Below are 19,605 nucleotides of genomic sequence, written 5' to 3' on the forward strand. Positions count from 1 at the left end.
AATGTCAAAGAAAACATCTAAAACGTTTGACCAGCTATCAAAAGCGTATGAAGAAGATGTTGACCTGAAAAGTCCGTATAACTCCCTGTATGAACGGCCCGCCATAATGGGGTTGCTGCCTGTTGATTTAACAGATGTTCAAATACTTGATGCTGGGTGTGCTGCTGGCTGGTACACAGAAGAGCTGACCTTGCGGGGAGCTTCGGCAACGGGGATTGATCTGAGTGACAAAATGGTACATGCCGCAAAAAAAAGTCTTAAAGGGCAGGCTGATATTTTTCAGCACGATCTGTCACAAACGCTTCCTTTTAAAGACCATTCATTCGATTAGATTATCAGTTCGCTAACGATGCATTATCTTGAAGATTGGCATGCGCCTTTCAGTGAATTTCAGCGGGTATTGAAACTAGGCGGAGAACTTATATTTTCTGTACATCATCCCTTCATGGACTTTAAGAGATATTCTGTTCAGGATTATTTTGAGAAAAAGCTGCTAAAGGACACCTGGTACAAGCAGGGTGAAACGTTTAATGTATCTTTTTACAGAAGATCGCTTCAGGACATCATCAATGATACAACGCGTTTTTTTACTATAGAAGAATTAATTGAACCTAAGCCAGTACCCCAAATGAAAAAAACAGATCCTGCCGGTTTTGAGTATTTAAATGCAAATCCTCATTTTTTGATAATAAGAGCTGTAAATGACTAATTTTAGATGGTGGAGAATTGAAATGAAAAAATGGAGCATACGAATTATTGCGGGTCTTCTTTGTTTAATAGCAGTGGTCTTTGCAGGTTTTTATATATGGTCAGAGCAAACCTATCAGCCGTCAGAAGAGCTTCATGCGCATGTAGACAAAAATGACTTTAATAAAGAGGACGGCATTATAACATTTGTGCCGGATGAACCAAATGGAACAGGCATCGTGCTGTATCCGGGAGCTAAAGTGGAGCCTGAGGCCTATGGTTATTATGCGAAAAAGCTGATGAGTGAAGGTTATTTTGTCGCCATACCGGAAGTTTTATTTAATTTTGCTCTTTTTGAAAGTGGCAAAGCAGATGAAATAAGGGAAGCGCACCCGTCAATTGAGCATTGGGTAATAGGAGGACATTCTCTTGGAGGGGTAGCCGCCGCTTCATATGCGTATAATCATCTTCAGGAAATTGAGGGTGTTATTTTTCTTGCTTCTTATCCAAGCAGCGGTTCGGACTTTTCTGCAACGGAGATGCCTATGCTTTCCCTTTATGCGGAAAAGGATGGGTTGTCCACCCTTGAGGACATTGAAGATACAAGACAGCTGCTGTCAAATAAGGCAGTATTGCATGAGATTATTGGTGGAAACCATGCTCAATTTGGACTATATGGCGAACAAAAAGGGGACCAGGCTGCATCAATTTCAGGTATCGAACAGCAGGATGAGATGGCTGCTGTAACACTTGATTGGCTGGAGGGATTACGGTAAAGACATATAAAAAGACGCACTGTATGAGTGCGCCATGATTAAATCAGTGTGAACTTCAACGGCTGGGATTTTTGGATCTGGTGCCTGTCCTTTTGCTGTTGGATGGGCAACGAATTCAAAGTCGCCTGTACCATCCTGAGCGGAACCAGTTGCCCACACCAAAAGATTACCGCTTGCTACCATATATGCTCCGCTCCAAGGTACACCGTATGAATTGGTGGGAAACTCCCCAAGGCCGCTTACAATTAGCTGCTGCGGGTTAACTCGGCCTATAATTGGATTATCAGCTGCCTTTGACTGATCCTCCGGAAAAGAGTCGTCAAGCAATTGGGAGATGAGGGAGAAAATCTCCACATGTCCGATTTCCTCGGTTCCATTATCCATTAAGAGATCTTTATATTTTCTTCTCCGTGACAATTGAATCCCTGAAAAAGATTTTGCAACATAACCGTCATTTCACCAAACTGGTCCCCAGAACCTCCTGAAGATGTCGTGCAAACATCGGATCTGGACGTTCTACCTTTGCTTCGAACTGAAGCTCCTTCTGATGACGAAACATTTCCCTCCTCCATAATAAATAAGACTCTTTTCTGAAGATTACCAATATTTCCTGTTTTTTATTTTCGTGAAAGATGTAGGACTAAACAATATTTTTATCATTTTTACTACCGGACTCTTTTAGGTGTAATTGCGGATTATTCTCAAATGAAATAGTTGTTTATGACAGACTAAAGTATTATAATTATTAAATAATAATTATTATAAATAAAAAATCACTTGTTACAAAGCTTCCGCAAAAAATAAAGCATAAAAGGTAAAATTAGCACATGCTACTACTTAGCTGCTTCAGAATTAAGGATGTGAAATAAATGAATACAAGTTATAAACCCGCCATTCATTTTCATGAGGTTGATTATGGGGTTGAAGATGCTTCGATTTTAAGTAAAATTACGGGATCATTTCCAAAAGGAAGAATTACGACGCTTGTCGGCCCATCCGGAGCAGGGAAAACCACACTTCTTAAACTTTGTAATGGACTCATTTCGCCTCAGGCAGGTGAAATCTATATTCAAGGTAAGAACATCAACGAGTTTGCCCCTGTGGAATTAAGAAAATCTGTCGGAATGGCGCTGCAAAGTGCACCCATGGTGGCTGGAACAGTCATGAATAATTTAGGATTGCCACTGGAAATTAGAGGCGAGAAACTTTCAGAAGAAGATGGTATAAATTTATTGCATGATGTCGGTCTTAATGAAGATGTTTTGAACAAAAAGGTGAAGGATCTATCGGGAGGGCAAAGGCAGAAGGTATCAATTGCAAGAACGCTGGTCAACCGGCCGGATATTTTGCTGCTGGATGAAATTACCTCGTCCCTGGACGTCACGTCTTTAAAAGAAATTGAAGAACTCATTGTGAAAATCAATCAAAAGTACGGAACAACAATTATTTGGATTACACATAACTTACAGCAGGCGTTAACAATCGGAAACTATACGTGGGTTATGATGAAGGGAAAAGTAATTGAAACAGGAGAAAGTGAATTGCTGGAATCACCAGTAAATGAGCAGGTGCGGCGATTTGTGAAAGGAGAAACGGAATGAGTTTTCTAACCCTATCCATCACTCTTATCTTTGTACTTATTCCTATTCTTTTATCTAAAACGTTGCGATTAGGTTTGGAAAAAGACACAATTATTGCAACGGTCAGGTCCATTATTCAGCTTCTGGCCGTTGGATATATTCTTAAATTTGTTTTTGATTCAGAAAGTCTGTTTTATATATTTTTAATGGTCACTCTAATGATCGTTGTCGCAACACATAATGCACAGAAAAAGGGAGCAGCAATTAAAGGGATAACATGGAAAGTGGGTGTGACCTTAGTATTTGTTGAAGTTTTGACGCAAGGGATACTAATTGGGTTTAATATTACGCCGCCAACCGCTCAATATGTTATTTCCATCAGCGGAATGATTATTGGTAATTCAATGGTGCTTGCGATTTTATTTTTAAATCGATTTACCGCGGAAGTGGATGATCATCAGGATGAGATGGAATTAATTCTTTCTCTTGGCGGGACTCCGAAGCAGGCAATCCATTCACAGCTGATCAAATCGATTAAAGCCAGCATGATTCCAACAATTGAGAGCCAAAAAACAGTTGGACTGGTGCAATTGCCCGGAATGATGAGCGGTCAGATCATAGCTGGAGCGGATCCTATCCAGGCCGTTCAATTCCAGCTTCTTATCATCTTTTTGCTTCTGACTACAGCGGCTGTAACAAGTGTCATGCTTGGTTTTTTATCATATCCCACACTTTTTAATGATCGAATGCAATTATTGAGGGGAAAATAATAAAAAAAAAGCCTTTCATCTGTAAATGATGAAAGGTTTTTTAACGGCAATCTAATTATCTTTTTCGTGTTGCATTTAAAATCAGGCTTAAAAGAACGATGAAAATGATTGAACCAATAAGTGCAGGGAAAATAGCAATCCCGCCTAATACAGGACCGAATTGAGGCAGCAGCTCGCCGCCGATCCATGCACCGATAATACCAGCGACAATGTTACCAATAATGCCGAAAGGAACACCCTTACCAACAATTACGCCAGCTAACCAGCCGATTAACCCGCCGACAATTAGAAATAATATAATACCCATATAAATAAACTCCTCTCAAAAGTAATAGTTCTCTATTCATTACCCCCGCCACCGAAAAAATATGTGTCCATTTTTTTAATCCCAATAATCGAAAAATACTGATAAGTGTTGATTATCCAGCTTTTTTTCTTGGCTAAAAAGTATGATCCTCATTCAATATGCCAACAATAATCACTAGGAGGTGGATACAATGGCTCAAGATGTATTATGCGAAGTTAATAACTGCAATTACTGGGAAAAAGGTAATAAGTGTGCTGCTGATTCGATATACGTAGTAAGTCATAAAGGGAAAAAGGCTTCTAATAGCGAGGAAACAGATTGCAAAACATTTGAACCGCAGGTGTAAGATTAACAAAGCTTAGTTTCTCCTTTATATAATTAAGCAAGCCGTCCACTTATCTTCTGGAAGTGAGACGGCTTGTTTTGATTATATGTCCTTACATAAACAATATTCCTTTCCATTCCATGTCATGTGACCAAGGAAATTTGACAGCAAATATTGGATTAATTTGTTACCATAAAGGTAGTAGAATTTTCTGGGAGGTCTTGGAATGAACAAGAAAATAGTCTTTTTTTTGGTTTTACTAACAGCAGCTCTCCTTGCAGGCTGCAGGGATGAAACTACGCCAAACGAGCGGCTGGATGAATATGTTTCAATGTGGAATGATCAGGACTTCGAAAAAATGTATGAGGGGTACATATCTGCTGGTTCAAAAGATACCTTTAATAAGGAAGCAGTTGAAGGCCGAACCGCAAAAATTTATGAAGATCTGGAAGTAGAGAATCTGGATATCACAGTGCAGGAGCTGCCGGAAGAAACGGAATGGAAAAAAAATGAGCCTGCAGAGATCCCAATCAATGTCTCGTTTGATACCCTTGCCGGACCTGTTTCCTATGAAAAAGAAGTAAAGCTTATTTATGAAGAGCAGGAAGAAGAAGAAAACTGGTTCCTCGAATGGGATCCGTCCTTTATCCTTCCTGACCTGGAGGCAGACGATACGGTTCGTATTTCAACTGAAAAGGGAGTACGCGGAGAAATTTTGGACCGTAATGGAAAACCGCTTGCTGTCAACGGGACCGGATATCAAGTAGGCGTTGTTCCTGGAGAATTGACCGAAGAGGCTAAGCAGGAGCTCGCAGATAAGCTTTCGTTGACTGTGGAAAAAATTGAAGATGAACTTTCTCAATCCTGGGTCGAGGAAGATTTATTTGTTCCATTAAAAAAAATGGCAAGCAATAGGAAGGAAACGGTAACCGAGCTTACTGAACTGCCAGGTATTTATTCACAATCAGTGGACATGCGTGAATATCCTTATGGAGAAGCAGCCTCTCACTTAACGGGCTATATCGGATCCATTACAGCTGAACAGCTTGAAGAAGAAAAAGGGGAAGGCTATACCTCGACCGATTTAGTTGGGAAGAGGGGGCTGGAAGAGTTGCTGGAAGACCGGCTCCGTTCAAAAACGGGCACTCATATTTTTATTGAAAAAAGCACAGATGAAAGGGTCACAGTAGCGGAAAGTGAGGCGCAGGATGGAGAAACGGTCACCCTTACGATTGATGCGGAACTTCAAAAAAATACCTATGCAGCAATGAAGGGAGAACAGGGCACCTCTGCCGCTGTCGATCCAATGACGGGTGAAACGTTGGTACTAACCAGTTCTCCCGGATTTGATCCGGCAGAGTTTTCACTTGGTGTAAGCGGGGAACGCTATGCTGAAATGGAAAATCAGCCGGATCAGCCGTTGCTGAATCGCTTTGCTGTGACCTACGCACCGGGCTCAACTCAAAAGACGCTTACAGCTGCAATTGGATTAGAAGCAGGCACGCTTGATCCATCTGAAGGCCTGACGATTAATGGTCTGGAGTGGCAAAAAGAAGACTGGGGAGATTTTAAAGTAACAAGAGTTCACGAAGGACCTAACCCAATTGATTTGAATAAAGGACTTGTCTATTCTGACAATATTTATTTTGCACAGGTTGCACTGGATATGGGAGCAGAAACATTAATTGAAGGCTTGAAAAAGCTCGGTTATTCAGAGGAAATGCCTTTTTCCTATCCTGTAAGGACCTCCCAGATCTCAAACGATGGCACCATTAGTTCGCAGGGACAGCTTGCGGATACTTCCTACGGACAAGGCGAGATGCTGACAAATATTCTTCACCTTGCCTCGACGTATGAGATCGTCGTCAATGATGGCGTCATAATGAAGCCGCTTCTGTTTGAAGAGGAGGAACAGGAAGTGTGGAAGGAAGATCTTCTTTCCCCTGAACATGCAAATCGGCTCCGCAAGGATCTCAGGGAGGTAGTAACGGTTGGATTTGCCAAACCGGCTGACATTCCTGAAGTACGCATCGCCGGTAAAACAGGGACAGCAGAACTGAAGCAGGCTGGAGAAGAATCCGGCAAAGAAAATGGCTTTTTTGTTGCTTATAATGAAGAAGATCCCGCTTATATCCTCGCAATGATGATTGAAGGCGTAGAAGAAAAAGGCGGAAGCACCTATGTTTCAAAGCTTGCAACAGAAGTGTTTAAGAAGGATGCTGCTGAATAATATTTAATGACATAAGAAAGAGCGTGGGACCTAACGAAGAATCTAGAGAAGACCGGTTCATTTCCGCTGCAGGCGGCGCTTTCCGCGGGGCGGGGGTGAGCCACTTCGATGCTTCGCACCTTCAGTGTCTCACCTCTCCCGCTGCATCCCGCAGGAGTCGCCACCTTCCGCTGCAATGAACCTAAGTTCCAATAAGCTAAATGGGTATAAGGAAATAATCCTGCAAAGATAGAAAGAATGTTCTCACGAAGGATTGTCTTTAAAACATTCTTTTTAGTTTTTTCATCCTAACCTTAATTATTTTGTTCAGCCTGTAATCATTTGAACCGGTCCCTTTTTCGTGGCAGAAAACAACCTTTCAGACTGAATAATGAGCCAATGAAAAGCACATATTACCTTCAGACTACTTAGGAGGTACATACATGCAAAACAATTCTGATCAGCCAAATCCAAATCTGTCACAAACGGGGAATATGGCGCCGCAATTTAATCATGGAGGCCATGAAATATTTGACGCAAGAGAAGTTCTTTCACTCGCTGTAGGTGTCCTGGATCAATACACAATGTTCCGGGAGCAAATAAAGGACCAGCAGCTTAAAGGTATTCTTGATCGCCAGTTTGAATTTTTAAAGGAAGAATACAATGTAACGCTTGAAACATTTACAACAGGGAAAAAACCGTCTCATTCCATGGTGAGCTACAACATGGCTATGGAGAACGACACGGTCTATGGGCTAACTCCAATGCCCCCTGTTAAACCGGTACAGTCGGCAAATGAAATTAATGACCAGGGCATCTCAGGCTATATGCTTGGGCTGGTAAAATCAGGAGCTTCGCTTAAAGCAATGACCGCTCTTGAAATGACCAACCCTGTTCTGCGAAGAGTGGTTGCTGACAGTGTGCCAAACTGGATTGAAATGGCCTATGAACTGTTTCTGTATCAAAATAAACATCATTATTATCAGGTGCCGCAGCTGTCCCAGCAGGACATGCAGCAGCTGTTGAATTCATACTCACCTGCTTCCGGAACGCCCAATTCGAATAATATGATGCAGTAATAGAGGGGAACGGCCGAAACATCGTTTATGATGTTTCGGCTTTTTTTTTGTCCATTTTTAAGGGAGTCCTTGCACAACGAAAAATAATAAATCTGATATTTTAAAAAACGGGTTGTAAAACGCTTTCATTTAATTTATAATTTCACTAAACCGATTTACTAAACCGATTTAGTACAAACAAAATAACTAATGTGGAGTATGAACTATGAAAACCAGAATAACCATTACCGATGTTGCGGCTCACGCTAAAGTATCTAAAAGCACGGTCTCTCAATATTTAAATAAACGTTTTGACTTTATGGGAGAACAAACAAAGGATCGGATAGAGCAATCAATCCGGGTGCTGGGCTATCAGCCAAATGCGGTAGCGCGCAGTCTCAAACAAAAATCAACGTCATCAATTGGTGTTATTGTTGCAAATATTTTACATGCGTTTTCAACTCAGGTAATTAGAGCGATTGAAGATTATTGTAACGAATATAATTTTCATATCATTGTCTGCAACGCAGATGATGATCCAATTAAGGAAAAAAAATATATTGAAATGCTGCTTGCCAAGCAGGTGGATGGAATGATTATTTTTCCCACTGCGGGCAATGTAGAGCTGTATCAGCAATTAGTCGAATCGAATTATCCGCTTGTTTTTTTAGACCGGACAGTAGAGGAAGTAAAAGTTCCTGTCATTCAGCTGGACAATCAAAAAGCATCAGCTTTGGCAGTAGGTCACTTTATTGAAAAGGGCTATGAACGGATTGGCATTATTACAACCTCGTTGAGCCTTGGCGTGTCTCCGCGAATTGAGCGTATTAATGGATTTAAAAAAGCAATGACAGAGCAAAATCTTCCCGTTAAGGAAGAGTACATTAAAAGCCTTGAGGTTGAGGATATACAGCAGGGGTTAATGGAAATGATGGCACTGGACGAGCCTCCGGAAGCACTGATCGCTTCCAATGATTTTATCCTCATGGAACTGTTGAAATATATCAAAGCACATTCTATTAAAGTGCCTGATGATCTCGCGATTATCGGTATTGATGATGTATCCTTCGCCAGTGTTTATAATCCGGCACTTACCACCATCGCTCAGCCAACGTTTGACATGGGGAAAAGAGCAGCCGAAATCATTATAGAAAAAATTCAAACCAAAGAGGATATTCCGGTAAATGTTTATCGGCATAATCCGGTCTTGAAAAACAGAGATTCATGTTGAAAACAGGATAGGAGAGTGAAGAGATGGATGTTATTACAATTGGAGATGCAATGGTTTCATTTAACCCGCAATCTAAGGGACCGCTTAGATACGTCAATACGTTTGAGCGGAAGGTAGGAGGAGCGGAATTGAATGTTGCAATCGGATGCTCAAGGCTCGGCCTTAAAACTAAGTGGGTAAGCAGGCTCGGAAACGACGAGTTTGGCAGGTATATTTATAACTTCTCAAGAGGAGAAGGACTTGATATGTCCCATGTCGAGCTGGTGGAAGGCTATCCAACATCCGTCCATTTTAAAGAAATTTTAGAGGATGGGGGCGGGAGAACTTTTTATTATCGTTCCAATTCTCCCACCACGGCGTTGACTGGCAGCGACATCAACCAGTCACTATTTGCAGATGCAAAATTATTTCATCTGACAGGTGTTTTCCCCGCAGTTGATCAAGAAAAAAATGTAGATCTTATAAAGCAGGCGATTGGACTGGCAAAGCAGGAAGGTATGCTTATTTCCTTTGACCCCAATATTCGGTTGAAGCTTTGGAGTAAACCGGAAGCAAAAAAAGCTTTGAAGAGCTTTCTGCCTGATGTTGATATTTTGCTGACGGGGATTGACGAAGCTGAGATTCTCTTTGAAACAAAGGACCCGGATGCAATCATAGCTGAGTGCAGGAAACTGGACATCACTTATGTGGCGATAAAGCAAGGGGAAGAAGGCTCGATTGGCTACTTTAATGGAGAGAAAATTACAGCACCTTCAGTCAAACCGAGAAAAGTAGTTGATACTGTGGGAGCGGGTGACGGATTTGATGCGGGTTTTATCTATGGAGTACTGCAGGGCTGGACTCTTGATAAAATCCTTCTTTTTGCAAACACAATAGGCTCAATGGTTGTGAGCGTCTCCGGTGATAATGAAGGACTGCCATATCTTGAGGATATATTGATCCAAATGGGAGAAAGAGAGTTTATAGAGCGGTAGAAAGGGGCGTTTACATGAAACTGCAGCTTGCACTGGACCGACTGACAAGAGAGCAATGCTTTGAGTTAATTGACGAGACAAGGGAATCGGTGGATTGGATTGAAGTCGGAACGGGTGTGATAAAAGAATACGGCATGTCGATCATCAGGGAAATCAAAGAAAGGTATCCGGATACTATTCTGGTAGCGGACATGAAAACCTGTGATGCTGGATCGCATGAAGCAGCTCAGGCTTTTGAAGCGGGAGCTGATATTTCGACCGTGATGGCTTTTTCGGCAAACCGGACGATTTCCGATGCACTTGAAGCTGCCCGGAAACATAATGGAAGAATTATGATTGATTTGTTAGGGGTAACTGATCAGCAGCGTATTCAAGAGATTGTAAGTTTAGGAGTCAATCTGGTGAGCTTGCACTATGGAAAAGACATGCAGAAGGACGGAGAGATGGGGACGAATTTATTTGACCTCGTAAATGAAATCCCTTCATTAGAGCTTTCAGTTGCCGGTGGGCTCAATCTGGAATCATTGCCTGCTATGCTAAAAAAATCGCCTAATATCCTTATAATTGGAAGCGCTATCACCAAGTCGGCTGATAGCAGGAAAGCAGCAGAGAAAATGAAAGGAATGATTCAATCCTATGAAATCAATCATTGAAACGGTTTCGGGCGAAGTGACTTCTGTGTTAAAAAATGTGAAAGAAGCTGAAGCGCAGGCGGTAAGCCGGGAACTTGCGGCAGCCAATCGAATTTTTATTACGGGTGAAGGACGTTCCGGCTTAATGGGAAAAGCATTTGCCATGCGATTAATGCACGGAGGATTTCAAGTATATGTACTTGGAGAAACGATAACACCAAGCATTGCAAAAGGAGATCTGCTTGTAGCAATTTCAGGCTCTGGTTCAACCGGCGCTATTGTCCAATTCGCTTTCAAGGCCAGGGAATCGGGTGCCAAAGTACTGCTGGTCACTACAAACAAACAATCAAAACTGGGAGACATCAGTGATGAAGTACTCGTCATTCCTGCTGCAACAAAATACCGGCGAGAAGATGAGCCTGAAACAATCCAGCCTCTCGGGAACCAGTTTGATCAGGCAGTTCACCTGGTGCTGGATGCCATTATTATTGGAACTCTTCAAACCGGCGATGATGATTACAGCGCCATGACTAGACGCCATGCCAATATGGAGTAGACAAAGATGATTAATCGATTTAGCCAATATAAGGAGGAATGAAAAATGAAAAAAACATTATTATCTGCAGTTGCATCGATCGCTGCTTTTTCCATGGTTCTGGCTGGGTGTGGGAGCGAGGAAGCCGGTGGCGGCGACGAGAAAATCAAAATAGTTGCTGCTCATAATCAAACGTCCCCTGAGAATCCATATCAGGACGGGCTGTTAAAGTTTAAGGAAGTAGCTGAAGAAGAGTCAAACGGAGCAATCGAAGTGGAGGTTCATGCAGGAACAATTGGCACCGAAGAATCTGAGCTTGTTGAAAAGCTGAAATTGGGCGGTGCTGATGTAGTCCTGGTTTCCCCGGGATTTATGACAGCAACAGGAATTAAAGAAGTTGATCTGTTAGCCATGCCATACTTATTTGACGACTACGAGCACTGGGAAAGCGTAGTGGATGGTGAAGTTGGAGATGAGCTGGCACAAATCATCAATGAAAAATCAAATAATGACTTTAAAATTATCGGGTACTGGTCAGCGGGCGTTAGACATTATTACGGCAAGAAGCCGCTGGAATCCATGGACGACTTAAAAGGTATGTCGATCCGTACACAAACATCCGGTGTAGTGGCAGACTACTGGAAACAAGTTGGAGCGGTTCCGAGCTCAGTCGCGTGGGGTGAACTGTATCAAGCCCTTCAGCAAAACGTTGTGGATTCATCCGAAAATTCTTATCCCTACTTTGTACAGCAAAACCATCACCAAACGCCAAACGGGAAATACACAACCGAAACGGGCCATGACTACACAACAAGACTGCTTCTGGTAAATGGGAATAAATTTGATCAAATGACGGATGAACAAAAAGAAATTCTTTTAAATGCAGCTGAAGCATCAACACAAACGGAGCGGGAAGCTCTATACGCCCAGGAAGATGAATACAAAGAAATTGCTCTGGAAGACGGAGCAGAAATAAATGAAATCGACCGTCAGCCATTTATTGATATTGCTCAGCCATTACATGAAAAAGCTGCCAAAGATATGGGTGCAGAAGAGCTCTTAAAGAAAATTAATGAACTGAGATAGTTATATGAATAAAAGGAGAGAGAATTTAAAAAAGCAATAATTCTCTCCCATACTTTCCAGACAAGAAGGTGAATAAAGGTTGATTAAAAAACTTGAACACATTCAATTATTCGTTGGCGTATTGTTTTTAAGCATCTTTTTTGTTGCCATCCTGATTCAAGTATTCAGCCGGTACTTGGGCGTTTCTGTGATATGGACCGAGGAGGTCGCAAATTACTGTTTTATATGGGCAATCTTTATGGGAGCCGCTGTCATGGTCAATCGGAAGGATCATTTTAATTTCGATTTGCTGGCTAAAAAGCTGAAAGGTAAACCCAAGCATATTCTGGCACTCGTGACGGACGGGGTTTTACTGGTGTTTTGCATAGCGTTATTCGGCTATAGCCTGACTGCAATGTCTACCTTCTGGGACTACAATTGGGTCTCTCTTCCGAGTTTGAAAATGGGATATGTATGGCTGTCACTGCCGGTGATGGCAGGTACGATGGTTATCTATCTTCTCGCCCATACAGTCAGTGACCTGAAATTATTAACGGGAAGGGAGGGGAGTGAATAATGGAAATTCTGTTAATCGCACTTTTTATTACATTAATCCTCATTGGAGTGCCGATTGCGTTTGTGATTGTCATTGTGGCACTGCTGGGAATCGTGAATATACCATATGTACCTGAGGTGACCGTTCCTGTAAAAATGTTAAACGGACTGGATTCATTTGTTTTACTTGCCGTACCCCTATTTATCCTTGCTGCCAACTTGATGAATCATGGGCAAATCTCACAAAAGCTGATTAACTTTTCACTCTCCATGGTCGGTCATATTCGCGGCGGATTAGCACATGCGAATATACTGGTTTCCATGATTTTCGCCGGGGTTTCAGGAGCGGCCCAGGCTGACACAGCAGGTGTAGGGAAAATCCTTATTCCGAATATGAAGAAGCAGGGTTATGACACAGAAACTGCCGTTAGTGTTACAGCAGCGTCTTCCACTATTGGAGTCATTATTCCGCCGAGCATACCGATGATCATTTTTGCCGGTCTGACCAATGTTTCTGTTGGCGCATTGTTTCTTGCAGGGATTATTCCTGGTGTATTGGTTGGTCTTGGCATGATGCTGTTAATTTATATCTACTCCATTAAAAGAGGGTATCCAACATACGAACGGACTTCCATAAAGAAGTTTTCAAAGCTGTTATTTGAATCACTTCCTGCGCTGCTTACTCCAGTTATCTTAATTGGAGGAATTGTAACAGGCTTATTCACAGCCACTGAAGCAGCTGCATTTGCTTCCCTCTACACTGTATTTGTTTGTATGTTTTTCTATAAGACTTTGAAAATTAAAGACCTGCCAAAGATTTTAGTAGATACCTTAACACTCAGTTCTCTTTCATTATTTGCATTAGCTGCTGCCAGTGCATTGGGTGAACTTTTAAGTTATTATCAGCTGGCTGCATGGGTGCAGGAATTTTTCTCAGCCAATATAAGCAGCAAATGGGTATTTCTATTAATCATCATTCTGTTCTTTTTATTCATAGGGACTTTTATGGATGCCATTCCGGCAATGATTTTGTTTGTCCCGGTTATTTTACCAGTTGCCACAGCATTTGATGTCAGTCCATTATTGCTTGGTCTGATCACAATCATAACGCTTGCGATAGGGCTGATTACTCCTCCGTATGGTTTATGCTTGCTTCTTGCCGCTAAGATCGGGGATCTCTCAGTTGAACGTTCGTTTGTTTCTGTGCTGCCCTTTATCGGGGTCATTATGATTGTCTTATTATTTGTCACGTTCTTCCCGGAGATTGTTTTGTATCTTCCAAAATTATTTAGTCCGGATTTATTCTAGATCAGTAAGGAAAGGATTTGGTACCATGTCAAACCGAACGATTTTAAACGCTGATGGTTCATTAATGTTAGTGGAAGTTGCATTAGAAAAGAATTTTTATTCAGAGGTTGATCAGCATGCTGAAGAACAGTTGAGTTATATTCTGAAAGGTTCAGTGGAATTTGAAGTAGGCGGAAAAAAGAAGGTGCTGGAAAGTGGGGATGTTCAGTATATTCCCTCTAATGAACCACATCGTGTAAAAGTAATTGATGCATGCACTATCCTGGATGTTTTCACTCCGCTGCGCGCTGATCTGCTTGGCAAAGCCTGAATTTTATTGATAAAGGAGCCAATACGATGACGGATGCAGATGTAAAAAAACAAAAAGCAGGAGAAAGAGCCGCCTGTTTTGCAGAGGATGGAATGGTTATTGGTCTCGGGTCGGGCTCAACGATGTACTGGACGATAAGGAAATTGGGTGAACTTGTACAAAACGGGTTAATGATTGAAGGCGTTCCAACTTCCCTGAGAACTGAAAATTGGGCAAAAGAATGTGGTATCCCATTAACCAGCTTCACACAAGTTCAAAGGCTGGATCTTGCGATTGACGGTGCTGATGAAATTGATACCAAGTTCCGTCTCACGAAAGGCGGGGGCGGATCACTTGTCAGAGAAAAGATCGTTGCTGCAGCCTCCCGCAGGTTAATCATTGTGGCGGATGAAGCAAAACGAGTGCAGTCATTGGGCAGGTTTCCTCTGCCTGTTGAAGTCGTTCCATTTGGCTTTGAAGCGACCATCCACAATATTTCCTCTTTAGGGTGCTCAGCTGTAATTCGAACCCATCATGGAAAACCATTTGTTTCAGACAATGGTAATTATGTTCTGGATTGTCAGTTCACATCTATGGACGACCCTGCAACTCTGCATAACAAAATAAAACTAATTACCGGAGTTGTAGAGACAGGACTTTTCATTGATATGGCTGATATCGTAATTATCGGTACCACAACAGGAACAAAAATTTTGCAGAAAAACTCAGACAGGGAGGGATAAGGGTGAATTTATTCGAGAGAATGACCGAAAGCGGAGTTGTGGCAGTTATCCGCGGCTCAAAACCTGAAAACATTTTATCCATAGCAAGAGCGCTGAAAAAAGGCGGAGTGAATACGCTTGAGATCACGGTTGAAACCCCGGGGGCGATGACAATCATCGAAAAGCTGGCAACAGAATTACAAGGAGAAGATGTGATTATTGGTGCAGGAACTGTTCTTGATGCTGAAACAGCACGAGCGGCCATCCTGTCCGGTGCTCAATTTATCTTTTCCCCCACTGTTAATACAGAAACAATAAAAATGACGAAGAGATATGGCATGCTTAGTATACCTGGAGCCTTTACACCAACAGAAATTCTTCATGCCTATGAGCATGGAGCGGATGTAATTAAAGTGTTCCCTGCAAATACTGGAGGGCCGTCCCATATTAAAAATATAAAAGGTCCTCTTCCACATATTCCGATGATGGCTACCGGCGGAATTGATGTGAACAATGCTGGCGATTATATTCGTGCAGGGGCAATTGGGATCGGGGCAGGAAGCACGCTGGTACCTTCATTTGAAGAAGCAACAGCAGCTATCAGTGAGCGCATTACTGCCAATGCCCTTGGCTTTGTGGAGGCGGTTAGTAAAGCGCGGGAGAAGGTCTACAGCTAATAAGTAATAGGTAAAAAGGAGAAATACGCCGGTTAATTAGGCGTATTTCTCCTTTTTGTTTTTGAAAGCATTAAGGATTACAGTATGCTCTGTGGAATTTAACTGCATCTGATGTCATGCATCATATTTATAATAATCCTGAGCATGGTAGACCTCAAACCCGCATGATGTATACAGTTCTAAGGCATGCTGATTATCTGCCTGAACCTCTAAGTGAATGGCCCGCTTAGAAACTGACTCATTTACAAGTACCTGCTGAAGGGCGCTTTTTCCAATACCTTTTCCCTGGAAGGAGGGAAGGATTGAAAAGCCATAAATCCATAACTCGTTGCCAATACGCTGCAAGCGGACTTTCCCAACAGATTTTCCTTCGTGCTCAATAATGTAAAAAGATTGCCTGCGTTCGCTGCTAAACTGTGTCCAATGCTTCTCAGCATCCTCCCGGGTTGAACCGAATGCTTCCATATCCAACGTTATCTCCAGTTCCTTGTCCTCCTTGCGGGCAGGGCGTATTGTAGCCATTTTAGTAGGAGATTGGGCATTGGAATTCCATTTCATCTGATACTCGGTAAAATAATAATGGTTTGGAAGAGTTGCTAAAAAGCTTTTGCCTGAAGAAGAAGCTGAAGGAGTATTTAACAGCAGCTTCTCATAGTTTAGCTGCTGCAGTTCACGTGAAGCCTGTGCAGTTAAAGCTCTAAAGACACCTTTGCGTCGGTGGGCGGGGTGAACCATGCCGCAAGCTTCAATGGTCGAACCAAATCCATATACTCCTAGAAAACCGATCAGTTCGTCCTCATGATAAGAATAATAGGTTTTAAGACCGTCTGAATGCTCCATCTGCATCCAGTCTTCATTTAATTTCAATTGTATCTGATCAGTTTCCTCACATAACTTTTTTAACTTGTCGATTTGCTTAAGCTGGGTTATTGATAACATCTTTCCACTTCCTGCTGCCAAATTTTTTGTGAATTTGTTTAACGTGGCTGTTAAATTTATGTGAACGCGCTCGTTTTCCCGGGCAGGAACGAAACGGTGAACAGGTACTAACGGTTCCTCCACTCGTCAGCCAGCATCCCGTAAACCACTGAATCGACATAATGATCATAAAGCCACTCGGCCTGCCGGATACAGCCTTCATTAACAAATCCCAATTTTTCTGGTATTCCTCTGCTTTTTTTATTTTCGGCAGCTGCCCTGATTTCCACTTTATTCAGCTGCAAATGGTTAATCGCATAATCAGTTAATGCTTTAGCCACCTTTATCATAATTCCTTTTCCCTGGTAATCCTGACCCAGCCAATAGCCGATATAAGCTGTTTTATTAGCCCAATTGATCTGATTGAACCCTGCGATACCAACAACATGTTCGTTGTATTGAATGACGGTTGTAAGTCCTTTATTATTGGCAAAAGCTGATAAGCTCATCTTAATGTAGTCTTCTGTATCTTCCAATTTCGTTGTTCCATCAAGCCATGGGAGCCATTCTCGCAAATAATCTCTGGACTTGTCAGTAAGCTCATAAATGGCGCCAGCATCCTTGGGTTCAATTAGCTTTAGTGTAATCTCCTTATCAATCGCATGAATGAACATAGTATCCTCCAACTCTATAGGCTCAATGAATTCTAAAAAAGAGAAACCCAAGGTTCAGGTTCCTCTGTCATTAAGTGGTTTTTGTATAAACATTTTTTAACTTCTCAATTTGGTCCTCAGTAAGTTCCAGGTAATTGAAATTCAGATTATGATTTGCCATAAATTGCAGATCTTCAGTTTTTATTTCAAATATAGTCCCATTAATATAACGAGGTACAAATAATGTAATATTGCATTTGCGTTCCAGATCAAACTCGTGATTGATTTTTTCGAATTGGGCCTTTGTAATATTATTGTCCTCGAAAAAATCCTTCAGCTTTTTAAATAATGTGGATACAGCTTCATCATTATCATCATCCAGTTCTTCTGTTTCCTCCTCTGATAGAGAGAACGTGCGGGCCCAATAGGAATAAGACGTAGGACCGTGCTGAGTAAAAAAGCTGGAATCCCCTTTATTAAAGTGGAAGGAACTATGAACATTCAAAATCTCCATGATATCGTCGCTCGTAAAAATTTTTGCGTCTTTATCGGGCTCGGGGGTATTGTACGACATTGGTTTTCCATAAATCGCTAACGCTAAAAAGAAATTTTCAATGACCATGCTCCATCTCCTAGTAAAAAGTAGTTTGTACAAAAAATAAAAAAATCTACTAATGTAAACAGTTTAAAGGGTGGATATATATTGAATATTATACCATATAAAGAGAAATTTTAAAATTGGGAACTTTAAAAATTTACAATCTATTAGTTTGCTGATAAAGATTTTGCTTGTTAAAAAAGGATTAAATACCCAGTTGGTAGAATAATAAGTTTAGAGTGGTTAAATTAAGCCTTACGTTAACAGGTGCAATAGAGTTAACAGAGCTGAAATTAAAGGGAGTGTTTAAAATGCCAAGTCCCATTCAAAATAAAATGAACACTGTTTTTATCCATGTCACGGATTTGAAAACCTCAGTCAGCTGGTACAATCAATTACTTGGAAGGGATTACAGTAAAGATGAAATCCATCTTCCGGTTTATAACATACAAATAGAAGGATCAACAGGTCTTACACTGGATGCCGGACCGGATGGAAATAAACGAATAATACCTGATTCTTATCCCATTTTTAACTTCCATACGGACTGCATAGAATCAGCTTATCAATTTGTAAAAAATGATCTTAACTATGCATTGCAAACTGAACCTGTCCATTTTGAGGACTTTTCGTTTTTTAATGTGATCGATCCGGACGGACATGTCATTATGATTTGTACAGGCTGATTAGCCAGGCTTTTTGGCTGCTTTTTACCAGAAGATTTATGAGAAAAAATTATTTTGCAAAAAGGTTTTAAGCATAAAAGTGCTGGGTAAATATCTATGGTGACCACGTAAAACAACGGTAGAATAGCTTGAGAAGTCCCGCAGGATGAAACGCTATTTTGACGATTTGTAGTGACAGTCGAGAAGATCGATTTGCTTTCTTATCCATGATAAAGTCAGTTTGACTGCCAATTGTCATGGTTCTGCTGGATGGTTGTCTGAAGACAACGGAAAGAAAGCGAGTCTTCTCGAATTATTTTCTAAATAAAACGTAAATATTATTTAAAAATATAAAAACCTTGCTGAATACCAGTGGAGGTTTTTTTGCTGCATTAATTTTTTTCTTCAAGGTGCAGGACGCAGTTAATGAACTCCGCTTTCCACACAGGGTCTATTGTAAAAATAGATAAAGAGGTGTTTAAAAGTTGAATTTGCCCGTCAAATTCCGGCAGCAGTTCGATTAATAAATGACGAATAAATGAGCCGTGGCTAACGACGAGGACAGACTCACGGGGATGTTTAACGGCAATGTCTTCAAAAAATGCAACACCTCGTTCAATTACTGCTGCAGTTGGTTCCATGCCCAAATCCAGTGATGCCCAATTTTCACCCCATGCTTCAATTCGTTCCGTATGAGTTGTGCCTTCAATTTTACCACCGCCAATTTCCTTCAGCCGGTTATCCATATGAAGTTCAGGCAGGGCGGCAGAATCTTGAATAATTTGAGCGGTTTCAAGTGCCCGTGCCAGAGGGCTTGTATAAATAACATCCCAATTTTCATCTTTTATGCGAGCACCCAGCCGCATAGCCTGGACTCTTCCGTCCTGGTCAAGAGGGATATTTGAATTTCCCTGTGCTCTGCCTAGCTTATTCCATTCCGTAGTACCATGACGAATAATTCCGATTTTTGTCATAATCTTCTCCTTTTAAACTATTGATTTCTAATTCTAAAAGTTCTGTAAATACATATTATGTAAATTAAACAGGGGTTGATTATAAATCAATTAAAGG

22 protein-coding genes and 2 pseudogenes are annotated in these 19,605 nt (G+C 41.4%); 18 read left to right on the forward strand and 6 right to left on the reverse strand.

All coding sequences use genetic code 11. The annotated features are described in order from the left end of the window. The first annotated feature begins 1 nt into the window (after position 1). Positions 2–709 (forward strand): annotated as a pseudogene (locus tag E2R51_RS16300) (class I SAM-dependent methyltransferase). Then, entirely contained in the window at positions 702–1,463 is a 762-nt protein-coding gene (locus tag E2R51_RS16305) for an alpha/beta hydrolase (protein WP_240733115.1), read from the forward strand. The pseudogene E2R51_RS16300 and the gene E2R51_RS16305 overlap by 8 nt, the downstream one beginning before the upstream one ends. Here the strand turns inward: E2R51_RS16305 and E2R51_RS16310 are convergent. After that, a pseudogene (locus E2R51_RS16310) lies at positions 1,455–2,022 on the reverse strand (manganese catalase family protein). The gene E2R51_RS16305 and the pseudogene E2R51_RS16310 sit on opposite strands and share 9 nt — an antisense overlap. A 310-nt stretch (positions 2,023–2,332) precedes the next feature. Here E2R51_RS16310 and E2R51_RS16315 point away from each other — a divergent pair. Together E2R51_RS16315 and E2R51_RS16320 are read left to right on the forward strand one after the other, a co-directional pair. Then, the gene (locus tag E2R51_RS16315) at positions 2,333–3,064 is read left to right on the forward strand and encodes an ABC transporter ATP-binding protein (protein ID WP_133378153.1); all 732 of its coding nucleotides are present in this window, start codon (positions 2,333–2,335) and stop codon (positions 3,062–3,064) included. Further along, the gene (locus tag E2R51_RS16320) at positions 3,061–3,813 is read left to right on the forward strand and encodes an ABC transporter permease (RefSeq protein ID WP_133378154.1); all 753 of its coding nucleotides are present in this window, start codon (positions 3,061–3,063) and stop codon (positions 3,811–3,813) included. Before E2R51_RS16315 ends, E2R51_RS16320 begins: the two co-directional genes overlap by 4 nt. Before the next feature lie 55 nt (positions 3,814–3,868). Here the strand turns inward: E2R51_RS16320 and E2R51_RS16325 are convergent, their stop codons facing one another. Beyond that, entirely contained in the window at positions 3,869–4,120 is a 252-nt protein-coding gene (locus tag E2R51_RS16325) for a GlsB/YeaQ/YmgE family stress response membrane protein (RefSeq protein WP_133378155.1), read from the reverse strand. Between the two features lie 190 nt (positions 4,121–4,310). Between E2R51_RS16325 and E2R51_RS16330 the strand changes: the two genes are divergently transcribed. The 13 genes from E2R51_RS16330 to E2R51_RS16390 all read left to right on the forward strand — a co-directional run bounded on the left by E2R51_RS16330 (position 4,311) and on the right by E2R51_RS16390 (position 15,700). Next, on the forward strand, positions 4,311–4,466 hold the full coding sequence (locus E2R51_RS16330) for a DUF1540 domain-containing protein (protein ID WP_133378156.1): 156 nt from the start codon (positions 4,311–4,313) through the stop codon (positions 4,464–4,466). 205 nt (positions 4,467–4,671) lie between these two features. Further along, positions 4,672–6,675 carry a penicillin-binding transpeptidase domain-containing protein gene (locus E2R51_RS16335; RefSeq protein ID WP_133378157.1) on the forward strand — a complete coding sequence of 668 codons (2,004 nt, stop codon included), beginning with the start codon at positions 4,672–4,674 and terminating at the stop codon, positions 6,673–6,675. 422 nt (positions 6,676–7,097) lie between these two features. Next, the gene (locus E2R51_RS16340; protein ID WP_133378158.1) at positions 7,098–7,733 is read left to right on the forward strand and encodes a spore coat protein; all 636 of its coding nucleotides are present in this window, start codon (positions 7,098–7,100) and stop codon (positions 7,731–7,733) included. Positions 7,734–7,938: 205 nt separating this feature from the next. Next, positions 7,939–8,943: a substrate-binding domain-containing protein gene (locus E2R51_RS16345; RefSeq protein WP_133378159.1), complete on the forward strand. Its 1,005-nt coding sequence runs from the start codon at positions 7,939–7,941 to the stop codon at positions 8,941–8,943. A 23-nt stretch (positions 8,944–8,966) separates the two neighbouring features. Next, positions 8,967–9,917, forward strand: coding sequence for a sugar kinase (locus tag E2R51_RS16350; protein ID WP_133378160.1), 951 nt, complete (start codon positions 8,967–8,969; stop codon positions 9,915–9,917). Positions 9,918–9,931: 14 nt separating this feature from the next. After that, positions 9,932–10,570, forward strand: a complete 639-nt coding sequence (gene hxlA, locus E2R51_RS16355) for a 3-hexulose-6-phosphate synthase (protein WP_133378161.1) — start codon at positions 9,932–9,934, stop codon at positions 10,568–10,570. Beyond that, the gene (gene hxlB, locus E2R51_RS16360) at positions 10,554–11,105 is read left to right on the forward strand and encodes a 6-phospho-3-hexuloisomerase (protein WP_133378162.1); all 552 of its coding nucleotides are present in this window, start codon (positions 10,554–10,556) and stop codon (positions 11,103–11,105) included. Before hxlA ends, hxlB begins: the two co-directional genes overlap by 17 nt. 45 nt (positions 11,106–11,150) lie before the next feature. After that, positions 11,151–12,170 carry a TRAP transporter substrate-binding protein gene (locus E2R51_RS16365; protein ID WP_133378163.1) on the forward strand — a complete coding sequence of 340 codons (1,020 nt, stop codon included), beginning with the start codon at positions 11,151–11,153 and terminating at the stop codon, positions 12,168–12,170. A 79-nt stretch (positions 12,171–12,249) separates the two neighbouring features. Continuing rightward, the gene (locus tag E2R51_RS16370; protein ID WP_133378164.1) at positions 12,250–12,726 is read left to right on the forward strand and encodes a TRAP transporter small permease; all 477 of its coding nucleotides are present in this window, start codon (positions 12,250–12,252) and stop codon (positions 12,724–12,726) included. Beyond that, entirely contained in the window at positions 12,726–14,012 is a 1,287-nt protein-coding gene (locus tag E2R51_RS16375) for a TRAP transporter large permease (protein WP_133378165.1), read from the forward strand. Before E2R51_RS16370 ends, E2R51_RS16375 begins: the two co-directional genes overlap by 1 nt. A 25-nt stretch (positions 14,013–14,037) precedes the next feature. Then, positions 14,038–14,322, forward strand: coding sequence for a cupin domain-containing protein (locus tag E2R51_RS16380; protein WP_133378166.1), 285 nt, complete (start codon positions 14,038–14,040; stop codon positions 14,320–14,322). 26 nt (positions 14,323–14,348) lie between these two features. Continuing rightward, positions 14,349–15,044, forward strand: a complete 696-nt coding sequence (rpiA, locus tag E2R51_RS16385) for a ribose-5-phosphate isomerase RpiA (RefSeq protein WP_133378167.1) — start codon at positions 14,349–14,351, stop codon at positions 15,042–15,044. A 2-nt stretch (positions 15,045–15,046) separates the two neighbouring features. Continuing rightward, positions 15,047–15,700, forward strand: coding sequence for a bifunctional 4-hydroxy-2-oxoglutarate aldolase/2-dehydro-3-deoxy-phosphogluconate aldolase (locus E2R51_RS16390; protein ID WP_240733116.1), 654 nt, complete (start codon positions 15,047–15,049; stop codon positions 15,698–15,700). A 114-nt stretch (positions 15,701–15,814) separates the two neighbouring features. On the opposite strand, the gene E2R51_RS16395 is transcribed toward E2R51_RS16390, so the two are convergent. The 3 genes from E2R51_RS16395 to E2R51_RS16405 all read right to left on the reverse strand — a co-directional run bounded on the left by E2R51_RS16395 (position 15,815) and on the right by E2R51_RS16405 (position 17,893). Further along, complete coding sequence (locus E2R51_RS16395; protein ID WP_133378168.1) at positions 15,815–16,639, reverse strand: GNAT family N-acetyltransferase; 825 nt, start codon at positions 16,637–16,639, stop codon at positions 15,815–15,817. Positions 16,640–16,746: 107 nt separating this feature from the next. After that, on the reverse strand, positions 16,747–17,292 hold the full coding sequence (locus E2R51_RS16400; protein ID WP_133378169.1) for a GNAT family N-acetyltransferase: 546 nt from the start codon (positions 17,290–17,292) through the stop codon (positions 16,747–16,749). Positions 17,293–17,362: 70 nt separating this feature from the next. Beyond that, positions 17,363–17,893 (reverse strand): hypothetical protein, encoded by a 531-nt coding sequence (locus E2R51_RS16405; protein WP_133378170.1) that lies wholly within the window; start codon positions 17,891–17,893, stop codon positions 17,363–17,365. Positions 17,894–18,180: 287 nt separating this feature from the next. Between E2R51_RS16405 and E2R51_RS16410 the strand changes: the two genes are divergently transcribed. Beyond that, positions 18,181–18,555 (forward strand): VOC family protein, encoded by a 375-nt coding sequence (locus tag E2R51_RS16410; RefSeq protein ID WP_133378171.1) that lies wholly within the window; start codon positions 18,181–18,183, stop codon positions 18,553–18,555. A 371-nt stretch (positions 18,556–18,926) separates the two neighbouring features. Here E2R51_RS16410 and E2R51_RS16415 read toward each other — a convergent pair whose 3' ends face one another. After that, positions 18,927–19,508, reverse strand: a complete 582-nt coding sequence (locus tag E2R51_RS16415) for a histidine phosphatase family protein (protein ID WP_133378172.1) — start codon at positions 19,506–19,508, stop codon at positions 18,927–18,929. Positions 19,509–19,605 lie beyond the last annotated feature (97 nt).

Origin of the sequence: Jeotgalibacillus sp. S-D1 (assembly GCF_004358665.1) — a bacterium.
Classification (GTDB): Bacteria; Bacillota; Bacilli; order Bacillales; family Jeotgalibacillaceae; genus Jeotgalibacillus.

Excerpts from the sequence above, each read along its gene's own strand:
- E2R51_RS16305 (WP_240733115.1), top strand. The coding sequence starts at position 702 with ATGACTAATTTTAGATGGTGGAGAATTGAAATGAAAAAATGGAGCATA.
- E2R51_RS16315 (WP_133378153.1), top strand. The coding sequence starts at position 2,333 with ATGAATACAAGTTATAAACCCGCCATTCATTTTCATGAGGTTGATTAT.
- E2R51_RS16320 (WP_133378154.1), top strand. The coding sequence starts at position 3,061 with ATGAGTTTTCTAACCCTATCCATCACTCTTATCTTTGTACTTATTCCT.
- E2R51_RS16325 (WP_133378155.1), bottom strand. The coding sequence starts at position 4,120 with ATGGGTATTATATTATTTCTAATTGTCGGCGGGTTAATCGGCTGGTTA.
- E2R51_RS16330 (WP_133378156.1), top strand. The coding sequence starts at position 4,311 with ATGGCTCAAGATGTATTATGCGAAGTTAATAACTGCAATTACTGGGAA.
- E2R51_RS16335 (WP_133378157.1), top strand. The coding sequence starts at position 4,672 with ATGAACAAGAAAATAGTCTTTTTTTTGGTTTTACTAACAGCAGCTCTC.
- E2R51_RS16340 (WP_133378158.1), top strand. The coding sequence starts at position 7,098 with ATGCAAAACAATTCTGATCAGCCAAATCCAAATCTGTCACAAACGGGG.
- E2R51_RS16345 (WP_133378159.1), top strand. The coding sequence starts at position 7,939 with ATGAAAACCAGAATAACCATTACCGATGTTGCGGCTCACGCTAAAGTA.
- E2R51_RS16350 (WP_133378160.1), top strand. The coding sequence starts at position 8,967 with ATGGATGTTATTACAATTGGAGATGCAATGGTTTCATTTAACCCGCAA.
- hxlA (WP_133378161.1), top strand. The coding sequence starts at position 9,932 with ATGAAACTGCAGCTTGCACTGGACCGACTGACAAGAGAGCAATGCTTT.
- hxlB (WP_133378162.1), top strand. The coding sequence starts at position 10,554 with ATGAAATCAATCATTGAAACGGTTTCGGGCGAAGTGACTTCTGTGTTA.
- E2R51_RS16365 (WP_133378163.1), top strand. The coding sequence starts at position 11,151 with ATGAAAAAAACATTATTATCTGCAGTTGCATCGATCGCTGCTTTTTCC.
- E2R51_RS16375 (WP_133378165.1), top strand. The coding sequence starts at position 12,726 with ATGGAAATTCTGTTAATCGCACTTTTTATTACATTAATCCTCATTGGA.
- E2R51_RS16380 (WP_133378166.1), top strand. The coding sequence starts at position 14,038 with ATGTCAAACCGAACGATTTTAAACGCTGATGGTTCATTAATGTTAGTG.
- rpiA (WP_133378167.1), top strand. The coding sequence starts at position 14,349 with ATGACGGATGCAGATGTAAAAAAACAAAAAGCAGGAGAAAGAGCCGCC.
- E2R51_RS16395 (WP_133378168.1), bottom strand. The coding sequence starts at position 16,639 with ATGTTATCAATAACCCAGCTTAAGCAAATCGACAAGTTAAAAAAGTTA.
- E2R51_RS16400 (WP_133378169.1), bottom strand. The coding sequence starts at position 17,292 with ATGTTCATTCATGCGATTGATAAGGAGATTACACTAAAGCTAATTGAA.
- E2R51_RS16405 (WP_133378170.1), bottom strand. The coding sequence starts at position 17,893 with ATGGTCATTGAAAATTTCTTTTTAGCGTTAGCGATTTATGGAAAACCA.
- E2R51_RS16410 (WP_133378171.1), top strand. The coding sequence starts at position 18,181 with ATGCCAAGTCCCATTCAAAATAAAATGAACACTGTTTTTATCCATGTC.
- E2R51_RS16415 (WP_133378172.1), bottom strand. The coding sequence starts at position 19,508 with ATGACAAAAATCGGAATTATTCGTCATGGTACTACGGAATGGAATAAG.